The organism is Demequina muriae, from assembly GCF_030418295.1.
Taxonomy (GTDB): Bacteria; Actinomycetota; Actinomycetes; order Actinomycetales; family Demequinaceae; genus Demequina; species Demequina muriae.
Window position 1 is genome coordinate 959,387 of the sequence record NZ_JAUHQA010000001.1, and the last position, 18,105, is coordinate 977,491.

Below are 18,105 nucleotides of genomic sequence, written 5' to 3' on the forward strand. Positions count from 1 at the left end.
CCAGCGCCCGGCAGCCCACCGCTCAGTAGGCCCCGCGGCGGGCGACGACGGCGAACGCCGTGCGGAACAGGATCACCAGGTCTCCCGCGAGCGACCAGTTCTCCGTGTAATAGAGGTCGAGCCTGACGCTTTCCTCCCACGACAGATCGCTGCGACCCGAGACCTGCCACAGCCCGGTGATGCCGGGCTTCACGAGTTGACGGCGCGCGACGTCCGCGTCCCACGCATCGGCCTCACGGGACAGCGGCGGGCGAGGCCCCACCAGCGACATGTCGCCACGAATCACGTTGATGAGCTGCGGGAGCTCGTCGAGCGACAGGCGTCGCAGCATCGCGCCCACGCGGGTGATGCGGGGGTCGTCCTTCATCTTGAACGTGGCACCGTCCCCCTCATTAAGGTGGGCGATGTCGGCGAAGCGCTGCTCGGCGTCCGCATACATGGTGCGGAACTTGAGCATCTCGAACGGCGCGTGGTCGAGCCCCAGCCGCTGCTGACGGAACAGCACCGGGCCCGGGCTGTCGAGCCTGACCGCCAGCGCGATGATCGCCATCGGCACGGCCGCCACGAGGAGCAGAGCCACCGAGACGATCATGTCGAAGACCGTCTTGACGAAGTACTTGCGGCCCGAGAACTCCGGCGCGTCCACGTGCAGGAGCGGCAGTCCCTCGACCGGGCTCATCACCATCCGTGGTCCGGCGACATCGACGATCGCGGGCGCCACGATGAGTCCGATGTCCTGACCCTCGAGAGACCAGCCCAGCCGGCGCGACTCGGCGAGCGACATGTCGTCGTTGCCACACAGCACCACGAACTCCGCGCCGACGCTGCGGGCCTGAGCGACGGGATCGCGCAGCGGCCCGAGCAGCGGCACGCCGCGAATCTCGGCGCGGTCGGTGGGAGCGGCATGCGACGGCAGGCACGCGCCCACGACGTTGTAGCCAGCGCGGCGCGCGCGCTGCAGGCGCCGCACCATCTCGGACGCGGTCTCCTCATTGCCGACCACCAGCACCTGCGCCTGGAGCAGACCGCCGTCGCGCTGCGCGTGGATCCACAGCCGCCAGAGATACCGGTACCCGAGCAGCACCAAGGTGCCGAGCGGGACGGCCATGAGCAGGTACCCACGGGACAGCTGCCATTGGGTCAGGAACCCGAAAATCGCGATCGAGGCGAACACGAGCCACCCCGCGCGCACCACCCGGATGAACTCCTGAGGTCCGTGCCCGAGGATGCGGGCCTCACGGGAGTGCGTCCAGTGCAGGGCGACGATCCACAGCACGCCGATCGCGAGCGTCACGAACCAGTACGTGGGCGCGGATGGTCCAGCCACGGGCTCGAGCAGGTCCGGTCCGAACCGCACGGCGTGTGCGCCGATCAGAACGAACGACACGACGAAGGCGTCGCTCCCCGCGAGCCGGCGCCCGTACTTGGCGGACCAGCCGTGGCGGCCGAGCATCGGCTCGGTCGAGGCAGGCTTCAGCGCCAGCTCCGCAGTGATCGGTCCCGCCTGCTCAGGCGCGGCCGCCCTCGGTTCGGACCGCACCGAGGTGACGCGGTCGTCGAGGTCGGTCATGTCAATGCGCCTCGATACAGATCGACACGGCGGTTCTCCACGCCGCGCTTGCGCGCGCTGGCATAGACGACGATGGCGCCGACGGCGAGCGCCCCGAATGCGGTGCCTGCGACGGTGATGTTCGGCACGCCGAGCACCACAGGATCGACCACCCCTGCCGCAGGCACGGAGACCACGGCGGAGGCGACCTCGGTGCCATCCACGAGGGCGAGCGCGATCACACGAGCTGCGCCATCGGGCACCGGCTCGGTGAACGTGGCGGTGGCGCCAGAGATCTGCTTGGAGGAGGCGACGGCCTCTTCGGCGCCGGCGGTGTCTTCGATGGCCAGGACCAGTGTCGCCTCAGCACCCTCGGGCCCAGTGACGGTGCAGGAGACCTGCGCCGGGGTACCGCCGCTCACGGATCCACAGACCAACGAATCGGTCTCCGCCCCTGCTGCTCCTGTGGAGAGTGCGACGCCCGCCGCAAGCCCCAGGCCGATCGATCCGATCAGAATGCGCGCTCGGTACCACATGTTTACCCCTCATCACCGACGTGAGTCCCGCCGCCAAGCGGTGGACCCTCACGCACTCCCTCAACTGTGATGTATGTCACAGACGCTACCACCGAGAGCTCTCGCTAGCGAGTGCTCGGGATGATTCGGCGAAGCGCCATCAACTGCGCCGAACATGGGAGGGGGCGCGACCGCATGGCGCGATCGCAACGTCCTCCCCTGACCGATCCCGCGAGGCTCAACGCCTCCGGAATCTCATGTGACATTCATCACATGACCGTGACGCTAGCACGCGGAACCAGGGCGCGGAAGGGGTCAGACGAGAATCTCGGCGCTCGCCGTCTGCCAGCGTTCGCGCCACGGCCCGATGGGCGCGACGCCCGCGTAAACGAGCGCGTCGTGCGCCAAGACGGACCACGCGGGCCGCGTCGCCGGGCGCGGGAAGGCGTCCGATCCTACCGGCGTGAGCACCGCATCGAGGCCGGCCGAATCGAGCGCAGCACGCGCGAAATCGCACCACGTCGCCTGGCCGCTGGAGGTGGCGTGATAGATGCCCGCGGGCGCATCGGCGCTCACCAGGTCGACGATGACTCGCGCGACATCGGCGGTCCACGTCGGCTGGCCGTGCTGGTCGTCGACCACGCTCACCGCGCCGCGGTCGCGCGCCAGCCCCACGATGGTGCGCGGGAAGCTTCGCCCATGCGCACCGTAGAGCCACGCGGTCCGCACGATCAGCGCATCGGCGCCCGTCTGCCGCACCAGCGCTTCGCCCTCCGCCTTGGTCCTGCCATAGGCGGAGGTCGGCGCCGTGGGCGCGGACTCCGGGTAGGGGGCGCGGGCGCGGCCGTCGAACACATAGTCGGTGGACACGTGCACCAGACGGACGCCCTCGTCGCGGCACGCCCGTGCCAACCGGCCCGCGGCCGTCGCGTTGACCGCACGCGCAGCGGGCTCGTCCGCTTCGGCATCATCCACGGCGGTGTACGCGGCGCAGTTCACCACGACGTCGCACCCACGGATCGCAGGGCCGATGTCGCCGTCGACGATGTCGAGATCCGCGCGCCCCCATGCCCGCACCGACTCCCCGCGGCGCTCGAGTTCCCGGACCACATCGCGGCCCAGCATGCCTGCGGCGCCGACCACGCCCCACGTCTTCGCACTCACACTGGCGAGAGTAGCGCCACCGGCTACGCTGACCCCGAGGCCGAGGGGCCGCAGGCGACCGGGGGGCAGCATGGACGTGACGGCGATGGATGTGCCAGGAGCGTGGCACGTGCGCACCCGGCACTTCGATGACGCCCGCGGCACCTTCCTCGAGTGGCACAAGAGCGCCGCCATCGAGGAGGTGCTGGGCCGGCCCTTCTCGGTCGCGCAGGGCAACTGCTCGGTGTCGAGCGCGGGGGTGCTGCGCGGCATCCACTACGCCGACGTCCCTCCTGGCCAGGCCAAGTATGTGACCTGCGTGCGCGGCGCCGTGCTCGACGTGGTGGTCGATCTGCGCGTGGGCTCCCCCACGTTCGGCCAATGGGATGCGGTCACGCTGGACGACGTGGAGCGCGGGGCGGTCCTGATCAGCGAGGGGCTCGGTCACGCGTTCGTCGCGCTGGAGGACCACTCCACCGTGATGTACCTCTGCTCGACGCCGTTCACCCCGGATCGCGAGCACGGCGTGAATCCCCTCGACCCGGACGTGGCGATCGACTGGCCGACGTCCGGGCGCGACGGCTCCCCCCTCAGCCTCGAACTCTCGGACAAGGACAGGGACGCACCGAGCCTCAGCGATGCGCGCGCGGCCGGAGCGCTGCCCACATGGGAGCAGTGCCAGCAGATGGGAGCGGCATCGTGAGGATTCTCGTCACCGGCGGCGCCGGGTTCATCGGCGCCAACTTCGTCAGACTCACCCTCGCGGAGCGGGCCGATGCGGTCGTCACCGTGCTCGACGCGCTCACCTACGCGGCGAACCGCGACTCGCTGCCCGAGGACGCCCGGCTCACCCTCGTGGTCGGCGACGTCGCAGATGCTGACACCGTGGACCCCCTGGTCGCGGACGCGGACGTGGTGGTGCACTTCGCGGCCGAGTCCCACAACGACAACTCGCTGGACGATCCCATGCCCTTCGTCCACACCAACGTCGTGGGCACCTTCACGCTGCTCGAGGCGTGCCGGCGTCACGGCACCCGACTGCACCACATCTCCACCGACGAGGTCTACGGAGACCTCGAGCTCGACGACACCGCGAAGTTCACCGCCGACACCCCCTACCGCCCCTCGAGCCCCTACTCGGCGACCAAGGCATCCTCGGACATGCTCGTGCGCGCGTGGGCGAGGTCGTTCGGAGTCGAGGCCACCCTGTCGAACTGCTCCAACAACTACGGGCCCTACCAGCACGTGGAGAAGTTCATCCCACGCCAGATCACCCAGGTCATCGACGGCGCGCGCCCACGGCTCTACGGAGCAGGACTCAATGTGCGCGACTGGATCCACGTCGATGACCACAACCGCGCGGTGTGGACCATCCTCGAGCGCGGGGTCGCTGGAAGGACCTATCTCATCGGCGCCGACGGCGAGGTGGACAACCGCACCGTCGTGGAGACCCTTCTCGAGATCATGGGGCAGCCCGCAGGGGCGTACGACCATGTCCCCGACCGCCCAGGCCACGACATGCGCTACGCGATCGACGCATCGGCCCTGCGCGAGGAGCTGGGCTGGGAGCCGCGCTACCGAGACTTCAGAGCTGGCCTCGAGGCCACCGTCCAGTGGTATCAGGAGCACGAGTCGTGGTGGCGGCCCCTCAAGGCCGCCGCCGAACAGCGCTACGCCCGTTCGGGCCGGTGACGAGGAGATCCATGAAGGGCATCATCCTGGCGGGCGGCTCCGGCACCCGTCTGCACCCGATCACGCTCGGCGTCTCGAAGCAGCTGACGCCCGTGTACGACAAGCCGATGATCTACTACCCCCTCTCGACGCTGATGCTCGCGGGGATCACGGACGTGCTGGTGATCACCACTCCGCATGACGCCGAGCAGTTCCGACGCCTGCTGGGCGACGGCTCGCAGTTCGGGATCTCCCTCACGTTCGCGACGCAGGACGCCCCCAACGGGCTCGCGCAGGCCTTCGTGATCGGCAAGGACTTCATCGGCGACGAGCCGGTGGCGCTGGTCCTCGGCGACAACATCTTCTACGGACCCGGCATGGGCCAGACCCTGACGCGCTTCTCCGACATCGACGGCGGGGCGATCTTCGCGTACCGGGTCACGGACCCGACCGCATATGGCGTGGTCGAGTTCGACGCTGCGGGCCGCGCGATCTCGCTCGAGGAGAAGCCCGCTCACCCGCGATCCACGTACGCCGTCCCCGGCCTGTACTTCTACGAGTCCGACGTCACCGAGGTCGCCGCCGGCCTCGCCCCGTCAGCGCGGGGCGAGTACGAGATCACGGACATCAACCGGCACTACCTGGAGCAGGGGCGCCTCACGGTCGAGGTGCTCCCCCGCGGCACCGCATGGCTCGACACCGGCACGTTCGAGTCGCTGGTCGAGGCCGCCGAGTTCGTGCGCACGGTCCAGAATCGCCAGGGGCTGTCGATCGGCGCACCCGAGGAGGTCGCCTGGCGCCAGGGTCTGCTCACCGATGCCCAGCTCGCGGCGCGCGCCGAGCAGTTCGGCAAGTCGGGCTACGGCGCGTACCTGCTGGGGCTGCTCGAGGCGGAGCGCGACGAGCGGTAGCCGCTTCAGTCAGCCGAGCGTCTCGGACTGTCCAGGTCCCTGGAACACGACGGAGCACGCCATCCCGGCGAGCGCCTCGCCCTGCTCGGCCGCGCGGTTCGAGTCCTCGAACGAGACGCCCACACAGCCCACGCCCGCATGCGTGAAGCCCTCGTCCACCAGGTTGGGGTATTGGAGGTCGTCCTCCGCCCATGTCGACACCACCTGGCCGGCGGTCAGCTCGGAACGCGACACGTTCTCACCCGCGTAGTCGAAGTCGCCACAGTCGGCGGGCAGGTCCTCGCGGGGAGCGGCGTCGGCGCCGGGCAGCGCAGCGGCACGATCGCGCGCGTGGCCCGCCATGCAGGAATCGTCCTGCAGCCGCGGCGCGCCCACGCCGATCCGCAGCGCGTTGATCTCGTCGAGCAGCTGCGCCTCGAACACGTCCGGCGCGGGCAGGTCGACGGGCTCGCGCATCGCGCACCCGGCGAGGGCCGATGCAATCACGAGGGCGCCCAGCACGGCGGCGGTGCGTCTCATCGGTCCACGCTCGTCACCGCGGCGCCGGACTCGAGGCGTTCCGCGAGCAGTTGCGCGAGGTGACGGCCCCGGACTCCCGCGAGGTCATCGGCCTGGGTGCGGCAGCTGACGCCGTCGGCGAGGTAGATGCTGCCCTCGGGGGCATCGCGCAGCGCGGGCAGCAGGGAGTTCTCGGCGACCTTGACGGACGTCTCATAGTGGCCCTTCTCGGTGCCCCAGTTGCCCGCGAGTCCGCAGCAGCCCGAGGCCTCCGTGATCGTGGCTCCGAGGTCGCGCATGAGCTCCCGGTCCGCGCCGAACCCGACCACCGAGTACTGATGGCAATGAGGCTGGACCACCGCGGTGACGTCCGCGAGGCTCGGGGGCGTCCAGCCGTCCGCGGGCTTCACGGGGGCCCGGCCGGTCAGGACCTCAGCGAGGGTGAAGGTCTGCTTGGCGACCGCGTAGGCACGCGGGTCATCGGGTAGCAGCTCGAGCAGGTCCGAGCGGAGCGTGGCGATGCAGCTGGGCTCGACCCCGATGATCGGGATGCCGTTGATCGCGAAGGGACCGAGCACCGTGAGAAGGTCGCGCATACGGCGCCGCGCGCCGTCGAGCTGGCCGGTGCTGATCCAGGTGACGCCGCAGCAGGCCTGCTGACCGGGGATGATGACATCGAGGCCCGCGGCCTCGAGCACCTTCACTATTGCCGTGGGGACCTCGGGGTCAAGGCCGTCGGTGAAGCTGTCGGCCCACAGGACCACGAGCGTGCGGGTAGGGGCCGTGGGCGCGTCGGACGCGGCCCTGCCGCCTGTCTGTGCGACATCGAAAGCGGGCGAGCCCGTCCTCACGTGGCTGAGCGCATCGGCCGTGGTGCCCGCCAAGTCCGTGGGAACGTCGGTCGCCGACGAGGCGGATCCCTCCGCACCGGGCTCAACCCCACGCCCGCCGTCCAGACTCGACATCGGGCCGACCCGAACCGCGTCCGTGCCTTCCCGAACCGCCATGTCGCTCCAGCCGGGTCCCACGTCGTTCGGAATATCATCCGCCGAGGGGCGCCTGGACTTGGCCACGTCGCTTCGCCGGAAGGGGGTCGTCGCGAACACCGGCAGGTTGCGGCGCGTATCCATGCCTGCCGCGCCGACCGCGAACTTCTGGACCCAGGCCGGCCGCAGGATCGCGTTCACGAACCTGGGAGCGACTCCCACCACCCTGAGCCAGCGCGGCAGCCAGCCGATGCTGTAGTGAGTCAGGGGCCTCACTTTGTTCTTGTAGCTGCGATGCAGCACTTCCGCCTTGTACGCCGCCATGTCCACACCAGAGGGGCAGTCCGAGCTGCAGGCCTTGCAGCTGAGGCACAGGTCCAGACTCTCGCGCACTTCCGGAGCGGTGAGGCCGCCGATGAGCGTGCCGTTGATCGCGTCCTGCAGCACGCGCGCACGGCCTCGCGTCACGTCCTTCTCGTCGCCCGTCGCCGCATAGCTGGGGCACATGAAGCCAGAACCCGAACCGATCGCATCGGCGCGGCACTTGCCCACGCCGGTGCAGCGGTGGACAGCCTCGGTCAGGTCGCCGTGGTCGTGCGCGAATGCCAGTCCCCCGCTGCTGGGCGTGGTGCGGGGAGCGGCCGGTCGGCGCAGGTCCTGGTCCAGCGGCGCAGGGTCGACGATGATGCCCGGGTTCAGATGACCGCGGGGGTCGAACAGCGCCTTGACCTGACCGAACAGTGCGATCGCCTCGGGCGAATACATGGCCTTGAGCAGCTCACCGCGCGCCCGCCCATCCCCGTGCTCCCCCGACAGCGACCCGCCGTGGCTCGCGACCAGTGACGCGGCGTCCTCCATGAAGGCACGCAGCGGGCGACCGTCGTGCTGCAGCGGGATGTCGAGCCGCACGTGAATGCAGCCGTCACCGAAGTGGCCGAAGGGCTGGCCCGTCACGCCGTGGCTCTCCATCAGCGCATCGAACTCGCGCAGGTACGTTCCCAGACGCTCGGGCGGCACCGCGGCGTCCTCCCAGCCCGGCCAGCACTCCTTGTTGTCGGCGCTTCGCCCCGCGAGCCCGGCGCCGTCGGCGCGAATGGCCCAGAGCCGTGCCGCCTCACGCGGGTCCTCGAGCACGCGCACCGAATCCGTGCCCGCATCGGCCGTCAATCCGGCCAGGATCGCGCGCGCCTCGTCCTCGGTGTCGGCGCCCACCTCGATGAACAGCCAGCCCGCTCCCGGCGGCAGGTCGGGGATCGCCGCGGCGCCCTTGGCGAGCCGGATCCGGTCCACGAGGCGCGCGTCGAGGCCCTCGACGGCGTGGGGCCGGTGCTTCATGATCGGCACCACCGCGTCGGCGGCTGCCGGCATGTCCGCGTATCCCAGCGCCGCCGTCAGCCGGACGGGCGCGATCGGGACCAGCCGCACCGTCGCCTCGACCGTGGTCGCCAGCGTGCCCTCGGTGCCCACCAGGAATCGGGCCAGGTCGGCGCCGCTCTCGGGGAGCAGGTGCTCCAGGCTGTAGCCGCTCACCTGGCGGTCGAACCGTCCGAACTCCGTGCGGACCAGCGCCATGTTCGCGCGCACGAGGTCGCTCAAGCCGGGGATCGCATCGGCCGTCTTGGGGCCCGCCGTGATCCGGCGCCCGTCCCCGGTGATCGCTTGCAGGCCGAGGACGTTCTGCGCCGTCTTGCCGTGCGCGACCGCGTGGGGGCCGCACGCGTTGTTGCCGATCATCCCGCCGAGCGTCGCGCGGTTGGTGGTCGACGGGTCGGGGCCGAACCGCAGGCCGTGGGGCGCCGCGACCTTCTGCAGCTCGGAGAGCACCACGCCGGGCTGGACCCGGGCCGAGCCATCCTCGGCGTCGACCTCGAGAATCCTGTTCAGGTGGCGGCTGACGTCGACGATCACGCCGGGCCCGATGCTGTTGCCGGCGACCGAGGTGCCGCCGCCGCGCATCGTGACGGGCGCATCGGCCGAACGGGCGGCATCCAAGGTCGCGGCGAGGTCGGCGTCGTCCCGGGGGAAGACCACCACGGCGGGCGGCACGCGATAGTTGGAGGCGTCGGAAGAGAACTCGGCGCGGCGGCGCGTGGAGTCATCCACCTCGCCGTCGATGTGTGCGCGCAGGTGAGCCGCGAGTTGCGTCGTTTCAGTCGCGGCTGCAGTCACGCCGTCATTGTTCCACGCGCGCCGAACGGTCCTGACGGCTACGCCAGGCGCGCACGCCCTCGAGAAGTGGTCGTCACGACAACGCAGGAGGAGACGCGGTCAGGAGGTGGAGACTCGGTCCTCGATCTCGACGCCCAGCTCCGTCAGCAGCCCGCGCACGCGGGACTCGATCTCGTCGCGCACCGGTCGCACGTTCTCGATGCTCGTGCCCGGCAGCGCGTCGATCTCCCAGTCCAGGTAGCGCTTGCCCGGGTAGATGGGGCAGGCGTCGCCGCAGCCCATGGTCACCACGACATCGGCCGCCTTGAGGATCTCCTCTGTCCACGGCTTGGGGAACTCGCCCGAGATGTCGATGTCGACCTCACGCATCGCGGCCACCGAGTGCTCGTTGAGACTCGTGCCTGGCTCGGAGCCGCCCGACCAGCCGATCGCGCGGTCACCCGCCAGCTGCTTCATGAAGCCGAGCGCCATCTGCGACTTGCCGGCGTTGTGGACGCATAGGAACAGCACCACCGGCTTGCCGTCGTGGGGCTCGTTCTCGACGCGGCTGAGGGCGTGGAGGCGCTGGCGGGCGAAGCGCTCCGCGAGCAGCGGCAGGTAGTTGATCACCTTCGCGTGACCTGCGAACTGGTCGTACGAGCTGGCGAGGAACTTCTCGATGGTCTCGCGGTTGAAGACGCCAACGAACTCGGATTCGAGCTGGCGGGCGGCCACCTCGAGAGCGTAGGTCTGGTCGAGCGACAGTGTCTCGATGCGCTGGAGGTGACTCATGGCTTAGCTTCCATTCGTGAGGGCGGCAGCAAGGCGCTGCACGCGTGGTTCGATCTGGGCGAAGGCTTCGGCGAAGGCCGTGGTGGAGTCGTCGTCCTGACTGCCACCGGCCGATGCGCGGGCGGGGTCAGGCACGGACCAGTGGAGCCGGGTGTGGCCGTCGATCGCTTCGCGAGCGTTGTCGCACACGGTGACCACGAGGTCGCCAGTGCGAAGCTCGCTGGCGAGCGCGGTCGGCACGGGCGACAGCGGGGCCAGACCATGACGCGCAAGCTCTGCGATGGCGTGCGGGTTGATCACTGGCGCGGGGGCGGTGCCGGCCGATGCGACAGGAAGGTCGGACTGGCGTGCGAACAGGCTCGCGGCGAACTGCGAGCGCGCGGAGTTGGCGGTGCAGACGAACACCACGCGGCACGCGCCGATCGCGTCGCCGTGAGCCACCGTGGCCGCCACGAGCGGCTGGTCCCAGGCGAGCGCGAGGTACGAGCGGCGACCGTCGCCTTCTGACCGCCGGCGAACGACGGCGCCCGCCTCCACCAGGACGCCCACGTGGTGCGCGAGCAGGTTGCTGGGGAGGTCGAGTGCGTGCGACAACTCGGAAGGAGACCGGTCTGACAACGCGAGGGCATCGACGATCCGCAGCCGCTGGGGATCGGCGAGCGCGGACAGGATGGCCTTCCGATCGTCGGGCTGCGGGGTCGTCTCCATGGGGCGATATTACCTCAACGCATGTTGAGATACCAACCGCACGAGCCGATCGAGCAGGAGGCGTGGGGCGACGCGCCGGGGGCGCAAGGTCCCGGTGATGGACGGTGTGACGCACGTAACATGGGGCTCGACGTCCCCTAGGACCCCTGCACAAGCGTTGGTACGCGTGCAGTCCGGGTCGAAGATTGTTCACTTCTGCCCCACCAGTTGACATGCGTCACTTGCGTCACACCTCCCCGTTGACAGTGTGAGAAATGTCACTAGCGTCTGTACCAGCGGGGGAGCTGAGGGGACTGCGGACAACGCGATCCATCCTCCGTGCTGGGGAGGATGCAATGAAGCTGGGGACCAAAATTCTCGCGACGCTGGCGGCTGCCGCTCTCGCGATCGTCGGTTGGGCGGTGCCATCCGCGTACGCGGACAGCACGGACAGCCCGAACACCGCAGGGTACTGGGAGAAGCAGTACCCCGACGCCGTGAAGTGTTGGAAGTTCGAGCGCGCCGAGACCTCGTCATACGGCGCGATCGCTGACGACGCGGAAGGCACCGAGGGCGTCAAGCTCGCCCAGTTCGACACGAACCTGCCGGGAGACCGGTGGGAGGTGCTCATCGTCAAGGGTGGCGACGAGCGGAACGTCTACGAACGCCCCAACGCCGGTGAGGTGTACCACGCCCCCCTGAACGGGGGCGACAACGTCGCTGACGTGTCCCACTGGATTGTCTGCGGGGGCGCCGACGGCGACGACTGGCGCTATGACGATCCCACCTGCACGAGCCTCACGGTCGACTATCCCGAGGGCGTCACTGGCGACGACGTGAACGTGCGCATCAAGGGGCAGGGCGCCGATGCCGGCGCCGAGGTCACGCTGAACTTCCACTCCGCGAACCCATGGCCGAGCCCCACCACCTTCGCGTTCACCGAGCACGCGAACTGGCCTGGCTGGGCCGAGTGGGCCGTCGACTGGGTCCAGGTGGATGGCACCAACTACCACTGGGACGACAACCTGTCATGCGGCGAGCCCGCACCTGAGCCCGAGCTGGTGGACATCTGCGTGTGGAACGCCGACAAGGGCGTGGCAGAGAAGACCGCGGTCGAGACCGCCGGCGACGACATCCTGTGGAGCGACGGCACCGAGTGCACCCCCCAGGACGAGCCCGAGCTGGTGGACATCTGCGTGTGGAACGCCGACAAGGGCGTCTCCGAGAAGACCGCGGTCGAGACCGCCGGCGACGACGACATCCTGTGGAGCGACGGCACCGAGTGCACGCCGCAAGACGACCCGGACCCGATCTTCATCTGCGTATGGAACGCCCAGACGGACAGCCCTGACAAGCAGGAAGTCGCGTCGATGGGCAACGGTGATGTCGCCTGGGTCGACGGCACCGAGTGCGCACCTGACGAGCCCGAGGAGCCCCAGACCGTCGCCGTGTGCGACGCGATCAAGGTCAACGGCACCATCGTCGGATGGGAGCGGGCGGACAAGACTCCCGCCGAGGCCGCGAACTGGCCGTACTTCGACTGGAACCCGGAGCTTCCGAACAACGGCTGCTGGTACGAGACGTTCGTGTGCTGGGAGGTGACGGCGACCGACTTCCAGATGGCCGGCGGCCTTCCCGTCGCGAACGAGAAGCTCTTCACGCCCAAGCAGGAGTTCGTCATGGAGGCGGCGTCCTTCGCCGAGCTCCAGGACTGCTGGGACTACGTGGCCGAGTGCGGCACCACCACCTGGTATCAGCTCGACCGGTACATCGTGCACAACTACTCGGGCAACTCGTTGCTCGAACGGCTCAAGGTCGACGGGCTGGGGCAGGAGTACCGCATCAGCAGTCAGGGCATCCCCGTGGCCGTCGGGCCCGAGGACGCACCCATCCAGCGCGGCTACCAGTTCCGTTCCGCCGTCGGCGATGAGTGTGCGCCACCAGAGGTCACGATCTGCGCACAGGACGGCGACACGTGGTACGGACTGACCGTGCCTGAGGACCAGCTGCCCGCCGAGTACATCGTGTGGACCGGCGACCCCGAGGACTGCTTCACGACGGAGCCCAGCCTCGATGGATCCACCACCGTGGGGGTGTGCATCGACGGTGCGCCGTACCTCGACTACACGATCCGGCTGACGGACCCGGACGCCCAAGTGGCGGGCTCCGCACTGGAGTCGGCGACGCTGACGTTCGTGCACCCCACGGACTCGGCGCTCGACCACGCGGTCGAGGTGGACCTCGCCCCGGGCACCACGGAGTGGAGCGGGTCGCTGCTGTGGCCAGGAGCATCTCTCGACCCCGCCGCATGGCCGGGTTGGGAGCAGCTCGACAACGGCACCTACGTGCCGGTGGGCGAGGACAACTTCGGCTGGACCCGAGGCGGCGTCGACATCCGGATCGAGATCAACCCGGAGATCACGCTCGAGGGAGTCCTCTACCCGGACGCCAGCCCTGTGTGCGATACGCCTCCGCCGGTGGACATCTGCGTGTGGGACGGCAGTTCCGCACAGCAGGTGACGCTCTACGGTTCCGCCCCTGAAGGTGCGGTCCTGTGGGACGGCACCGGCGCCGCGTGCACCCCGACCGTCGACATCTGCGTCGAGGGCGATGCGTCCAACTCGTGGACGTCGAGCACGATCCCGGTGAACGAGTTCAAGGGCGACATGCGCCTGTGGGACTCGGAGCTCGCCGGAGGCGGATGCGGCGAGCCGCAGCAGCCCACGCTCGACGGTTCGCTGATCAGCGAGATGTGCATCGCGGACTCGCCGTGGATCTCGTACGACGTGAGGGTCTTCAATCCCGACAACCTCCCGCTTGAGGGCGTGCCCGCAGGCGAGGAGCCGGTCGCGACGATGACGTTCATCAACCCGAATGGTGAGGACCATGTCATCGACAACCTGCCACTCGGATCCGGCAGCTTCCTGTGGCCGGGCGCCGAGATCGAGCCGGCTGAGGGCTTCACCGTGGCGGACATCGACCCGTCACGTCCCGAGACCTTCGTCGCCACGAACTGGCCTGGATGGTTCCAGGATGACGCGGGCGACTGGGTCGAGGTGACTGACCCCCAGGACCTCTTCGCATGGACTCGCAACGGGGTCCAGGTCACCGTCGAGGTGAACCCGGTCGACACCTTCACCATCAACTACCCGCCGCCCACGCCCACGTGCGCGGCGCGTCCCCCGGAGGAGTTCACGTCAGTCCTCGGCGCCCTGCCACTCGACGCCCCGGCTGCAACGCCGGTCGTCGCCGAGGCCACCTACACCGGCTGATCCCCCCTCAGCCGGCGGCGACGCCCGTCATCGCGCTCCTCAGCGGCGCGGTGGCGGGCGTCGTGCCGTCTGCTGGACCGCGCGCGGCGTGCGACGCGGCACCGACGGCCAGCGCCGGAGAGCTCCTGTGGAGGCGCTAAGCGTTCTCGCTCGCGAGCGGCTCGGCGTCGGCGCTGATCAGCACCGGCGTTCCGAGCGGCAGGCCGACCTCGTTCACGATCTGCGTGATGGTGTCGTTGGGGAGGCGGATGCAGCCGCTCGAGACGTACTGACCGATCGACTCCGGTTCATCGGTGCCGTGCAGACCGATGACCGCCTGGCCACCGTTGAACTCATCCAACACCGGTGAGTAGCCCGACAATCCGTAGGCGTAGGGCCCGTAGACGCCGCTGGGGTCCGGGGGCTGCAGCAGCTCGCGAATGTAGTAGACGCCGCCAGGGGTCGGGCGATCCTCGCGTCCCACGGAGATGGGCGTGGTCAGGACTGCATCCTGGCCGTCGAACACCGTGAGCTCGAAGTCGACCAACGAGACCTCGACGGAGAAGTCAGTGGTGGCGAGCGTCACGTCGCCGGTCCGCACCCACCCCGTCGACCCGTTGGGCCGCACGGGGAGGTAGACCTCCAGCCAGCCGTCGGCGTCGTCCTTCACGAGGAAGACGAGGGGCGTCGCCTCGGGTGCAGTGAGCACGTCCTCGGCCGCGACCGTCTGCTGCACCTGTCCGTCAGGCGCGTCATAGACATCGATCGACGAGCCGAGTGCGGTGGCGATGCTCGACACTCCGCGAACCTCCGGGCCCTCGAACGGGGCCTCGGTCACCTCGGGGGCCGTGATCGCGGGGGTGATGCTCGGTGACGGAGTGACGACGGGCTCGGGCTCGGCACTGCAGGCCCCAAGGGCGAGCGCGGCAGTGCCGACGAGCGCGAACCAGCGCGTCGATTGCGTCATCACGCATCCTCAGTCTCATGGGTCGGCAGCGCCGACTTTCGTCCCGAGACTATCGCTGAGGGCCCTGCGACAGCCAGCGTCCCGCCCAGGGCGAAGACCCCCGACCCGCGCGCACCACGTCGGGAGCGCCCTCACCACCCGAGTTGTTGAATGATGGGCGGAAGGCACTGACGAAGGGGTGGTCATGATCAGAGACGACGAGGCGGCGCTGCTGAGCCGGGTCCCCGCAGGGCTGTTCATCGGCGGCACGCGGCGACCCGCGTCCGACGGGTCCACCCTTGACGTCCATGACCCGGCGACCGGAGACGTGATCCGCACCGTGGCATCGGCCACCGCCGCCGACGGGCACGACGCACTGGACGCCGCGTGCGACGCGTTCCCTTCCTGGGCGGCCACGCCAGCTCGCGAGCGCGCGGAGATCCTGCGCCGGGCGTTCGATCTGCTGACGGCGCGATCCGAGGACTTCGCGCTGCTCATGACCCTCGAGATGGGCAAGCCACTCGCCGAGTCGCGCGCAGAGGTGACCTACGGCGCCGAGTTCCTGCGGTGGTTCTCCGAAGAGGCCGTGCGCATCCAGGGTCGTTATGGCACGAACCCCGAAGGCACGGGGCGCACCATCGTCACGCAGCACCCCGTGGGCCCGTGCTACCTGATCACGCCGTGGAACTTCCCGCTCGCGATGGCCACCCGCAAGATCGCGCCCGCGCTGGCGGCGGGCTGCACTGCGGTCATCAAGCCCGCGTCGCTCACGCCGCTCACCACCGTGGCGTTGGCCGCGCTCCTCGACGAGGCCGGCCTCCCCGCCGGGGTGCTAAACGTCGTCACCACGTCCCAGTCAAGCGCCGTCTCCGAGCCGATCATTCGCGACCCACGACTGCGCAAGCTGTCGTTCACGGGCTCCACCCACGTCGGAAGGGAGCTCCTCAGGCAGGCGGCCGACGGCGTGCTCCGCACGTCGATGGAGCTCGGCGGCAACGCGCCGTTCGTGGTCTTCGAGGACGCGGACCTCGACAAGGCCGTCGATGGAGCCATCAGCGCGAAGTTCCGCAATGTGGGTCAGGCATGCACCGCTGCGAACAGATTCCTCGTGCACCGTGACGTGGTTGACGAGTTCGCGCGCCGCGTGACCGCACGGGTGGTGGCGATGCGCGTCGGTCGCGGGACTGACGACGGCGTGGAGATCGGCCCGCTCATCAATGAGGAGGCCGTGCAGAAGGCGCACGCTCTCGTCACCGACGCCGTCGAACGCGGGGCCTCGGTGCTCGCAGGAGGGTCACCCCTGGATCGGCCGGGAACGTTCCTCGCCCCGACGGTGGTGTCCGGGGTTCGACCAGGCTCCGACATCCTGCACGAAGAGATCTTTGGACCCGTGCTCGCAATCGCGCCCTTCGACTCGGAGGAGGAGGCGGTGTCGCTCGCCAACGACACGGAGTACGGGCTGGTCTCCTACGTGTTCACAGAATCCCTCCGCCGTGGACAACGCATGATCGATTCGCTCGAGACCGGAACGATGGGCCTCAACATGGGCGTGGTGTCGAATGCCGCAGCCCCGTTCGGCGGCTGGAAGTCCTCGGGGCTGGGCCGCGAGGGCGGCGCCGAGGGCATCCACGAGTACCTGGAGACCAAGTACACCCTCACGCCGGACCCCTTCCTCTGACCCCACGCGGAGCGCAATGGTCGCGCATGGTCGTGCACGCGGCGCGAACCGGTCTGGCGAGGCCCCACATCATCGATCGCCTCGGCGACGCCTCGCGTGCTCCGAGAGGATCAACACTGCAGCGATGAGCTACTCCGTCGCGCCACCGCGGCTCTCCACGACGGCGAGGTCGCCGAGCGAATCCTTGGCTACCGGGGCACCCATGAGGCCCGCCACCATCACCGAGCTCGCTACTGGGGCGTCGGCAGGAGGGCCGCTCGCGGCGTCGAGCGTCAGGGCGGTGCCGTCAACCGACGTGGCGATGGTGGAGGTTCCGAACAGCGCGGTGACGAGAATGCCAAACCCAATGGCGCGGGTACTGCTGCGCATGGTCATACTCCCTCTGTGGTAACCCGGCCGACCACTGGGGTCCCGTGGGCTTTGCGTCCCCGCCTTGCGACGGGTTTGCCTTTGTCACTGCCCCGGCCGGTTGGCCGGAGAGGTAGGCCGCGATGGCCATAGTCCGACCGTACGTGACCCCACGCCCTCGGTGCACGTCTGTGCCCCGTCGACGCTGTTATCCGTGTCACACTCCCCGAGGCTTCGCTCCGGTGTGCCAGCGCCTCGCTCCCCCACCGCGTCGAGCGCCACGGCAGGCCGCTGGCACGGGGCACCGCGCACCGCGCCCCACGCCGACGCCACCTCGAGCACCGCGAGGCGCAGACAGAGACCGGCACGCCGTCACTGTTCTCGATGGCGCGCGGCCGCGGTCCGGCTGCTCCTCGCCGCCACGTCGATGCCCGAGGGGATCAACCCCACCACACGGCCAGCGGCGAGTTTCTACCAGGCACTTCCTCGACATGCCCCGGCCACGTAGACGCGAGAGCTGCCGGGATCTCCGCTCACCACGAATCAACCCGCACCACATCGTCGCTGTCGCGTCGCTCGGCGTGGAAGTGCGCACCGCCCGATGTCGACCCGAGCCCCACGCCGCCCACATCGCGGGCCCGGGCCCTTCCCAGCCGACCCATGACGACGGTGCTGGCGAGCCCACCGGCATGCGCCACGGGCATCAGACGGAGCCGTAGGCACGGCCCGGCCTGCGCGCCCACGATGTGAGAAAGTCGGCACCGCAGAACGGGCTCTCACCCGGCCGCGCGCCCGGCGCGCGCGCATCCTGGCGGACGGTGAGTGTCGCATCGCCCCCGCATCGGCCCCGGGGAAAGCGAAAGGCCCCGGTCGCAGGACCGGGGCCAGACGAGCCGCCTAAGGGAATCGAACCCTTGACCTATTCATTACGAGTGAATCGCTCTGCCGACTGAGCTAAGGCGGCGTGCGCCAAGGGGCGCGG

Annotated in this window: 14 protein-coding genes, 1 tRNA gene and 1 riboswitch; of the genes, 5 read left to right on the forward strand and 10 right to left on the reverse strand. The window is 69.5% G+C overall.

Annotated elements, in window-relative coordinates:
- Nucleotides 1-22: 22 nt before the first annotated feature.
- The 3 genes from QQX02_RS04445 to rfbD all read right to left on the reverse strand — a co-directional run bounded on the left by QQX02_RS04445 (nt 23) and on the right by rfbD (nt 3,228).
- Nucleotides 23-1,570 carry a sugar transferase gene (locus QQX02_RS04445; protein WP_301141505.1) on the reverse strand — a complete coding sequence of 516 codons (1,548 nt, stop codon included), beginning with the start codon at nt 1,568-1,570 and terminating at the stop codon, nt 23-25.
- On the reverse strand, nt 1,567-1,971 hold the full coding sequence (locus tag QQX02_RS04450) for a hypothetical protein (RefSeq protein WP_301141507.1): 405 nt from the start codon (nt 1,969-1,971) through the stop codon (nt 1,567-1,569). The genes QQX02_RS04445 and QQX02_RS04450 overlap by 4 nt, the downstream gene beginning before the upstream one ends.
- Nucleotides 1,972-2,379: 408 nt before the next feature.
- Nucleotides 2,380-3,228, reverse strand: coding sequence for a dTDP-4-dehydrorhamnose reductase (gene rfbD / locus QQX02_RS04455; protein WP_301141509.1), 849 nt, complete (start codon nt 3,226-3,228; stop codon nt 2,380-2,382).
- Between the two features lie 70 nt (nt 3,229-3,298).
- On the opposite strand from rfbD, the gene QQX02_RS04460 reads away from it, so the two are divergent.
- Genes QQX02_RS04460 through rfbA form a run of 3 tightly spaced genes read left to right on the forward strand, consistent with a single transcriptional unit; the run spans nt 3,299 to nt 5,789 of the window.
- Nucleotides 3,299-3,910, forward strand: coding sequence for a dTDP-4-dehydrorhamnose 3,5-epimerase family protein (locus QQX02_RS04460; RefSeq protein ID WP_301141511.1), 612 nt, complete (start codon nt 3,299-3,301; stop codon nt 3,908-3,910).
- Nucleotides 3,907-4,899, forward strand: coding sequence for a dTDP-glucose 4,6-dehydratase (rfbB, locus tag QQX02_RS04465; RefSeq protein WP_301141513.1), 993 nt, complete (start codon nt 3,907-3,909; stop codon nt 4,897-4,899). The genes QQX02_RS04460 and rfbB overlap by 4 nt, the downstream gene beginning before the upstream one ends.
- Before the next feature lie 11 nt (nt 4,900-4,910).
- The gene (rfbA, locus tag QQX02_RS04470; protein ID WP_301141514.1) at nt 4,911-5,789 is read left to right on the forward strand and encodes a glucose-1-phosphate thymidylyltransferase RfbA; all 879 of its coding nucleotides are present in this window, start codon (nt 4,911-4,913) and stop codon (nt 5,787-5,789) included.
- Between the two features lie 9 nt (nt 5,790-5,798).
- On the opposite strand, the gene QQX02_RS04475 is transcribed toward rfbA, so the two are convergent.
- From QQX02_RS04475 to QQX02_RS04490, 4 genes are all read right to left on the reverse strand, one after another.
- Nucleotides 5,799-6,308 carry a CAP domain-containing protein gene (locus QQX02_RS04475; RefSeq protein ID WP_301141516.1) on the reverse strand — a complete coding sequence of 170 codons (510 nt, stop codon included), beginning with the start codon at nt 6,306-6,308 and terminating at the stop codon, nt 5,799-5,801.
- Nucleotides 6,305-9,442 carry an FAD-binding and (Fe-S)-binding domain-containing protein gene (locus QQX02_RS04480; RefSeq protein WP_301141517.1) on the reverse strand — a complete coding sequence of 1,046 codons (3,138 nt, stop codon included), beginning with the start codon at nt 9,440-9,442 and terminating at the stop codon, nt 6,305-6,307. The genes QQX02_RS04475 and QQX02_RS04480 overlap by 4 nt, the downstream gene beginning before the upstream one ends.
- A gap of 99 nt (nt 9,443-9,541) precedes the next feature.
- The gene (locus QQX02_RS04485) at nt 9,542-10,213 is read right to left on the reverse strand and encodes an arsenate reductase ArsC (protein WP_301141519.1); all 672 of its coding nucleotides are present in this window, start codon (nt 10,211-10,213) and stop codon (nt 9,542-9,544) included.
- Nucleotides 10,214-10,216: 3 nt separating this feature from the next.
- Nucleotides 10,217-10,921 (reverse strand): arsenate reductase/protein-tyrosine-phosphatase family protein, encoded by a 705-nt coding sequence (locus tag QQX02_RS04490; RefSeq protein WP_301141520.1) that lies wholly within the window; start codon nt 10,919-10,921, stop codon nt 10,217-10,219.
- A gap of 335 nt (nt 10,922-11,256) precedes the next feature.
- Between QQX02_RS04490 and QQX02_RS04495 the strand changes: the two genes are divergently transcribed.
- A complete protein-coding gene (locus QQX02_RS04495) occupies nt 11,257-14,172 on the forward strand; it encodes a hypothetical protein (RefSeq protein ID WP_301141521.1) in 2,916 nt (971 codons plus the stop codon).
- A 136-nt stretch (nt 14,173-14,308) separates the two neighbouring features.
- Here the strand turns inward: QQX02_RS04495 and QQX02_RS04500 are convergent, their stop codons facing one another.
- Nucleotides 14,309-15,118 carry a L,D-transpeptidase gene (locus QQX02_RS04500; RefSeq protein WP_301141522.1) on the reverse strand — a complete coding sequence of 270 codons (810 nt, stop codon included), beginning with the start codon at nt 15,116-15,118 and terminating at the stop codon, nt 14,309-14,311.
- A gap of 184 nt (nt 15,119-15,302) precedes the next feature.
- Between QQX02_RS04500 and QQX02_RS04505 the strand changes: the two genes are divergently transcribed.
- Nucleotides 15,303-16,775: an NAD-dependent succinate-semialdehyde dehydrogenase gene (locus QQX02_RS04505; RefSeq protein ID WP_301141523.1), complete on the forward strand. Its 1,473-nt coding sequence runs from the start codon at nt 15,303-15,305 to the stop codon at nt 16,773-16,775.
- A 129-nt stretch (nt 16,776-16,904) separates the two neighbouring features.
- Here QQX02_RS04505 and QQX02_RS04510 read toward each other — a convergent pair whose 3' ends face one another.
- Together QQX02_RS04510 and QQX02_RS04515 are read right to left on the reverse strand one after the other, a co-directional pair.
- Nucleotides 16,905-17,144 carry a hypothetical protein gene (locus QQX02_RS04510; RefSeq protein WP_301141525.1) on the reverse strand — a complete coding sequence of 80 codons (240 nt, stop codon included), beginning with the start codon at nt 17,142-17,144 and terminating at the stop codon, nt 16,905-16,907.
- Nucleotides 17,145-17,158: 14 nt separating this feature from the next.
- A riboswitch (cyclic di-GMP riboswitch) is annotated at nt 17,159-17,234 on the reverse strand.
- 780 nt (nt 17,235-18,014) lie between these two features.
- Nucleotides 18,015-18,087: transfer RNA gene (locus QQX02_RS04515), tRNA-Thr, on the reverse strand.
- Between the last annotated feature and the right edge of the window lie 18 nt (nt 18,088-18,105).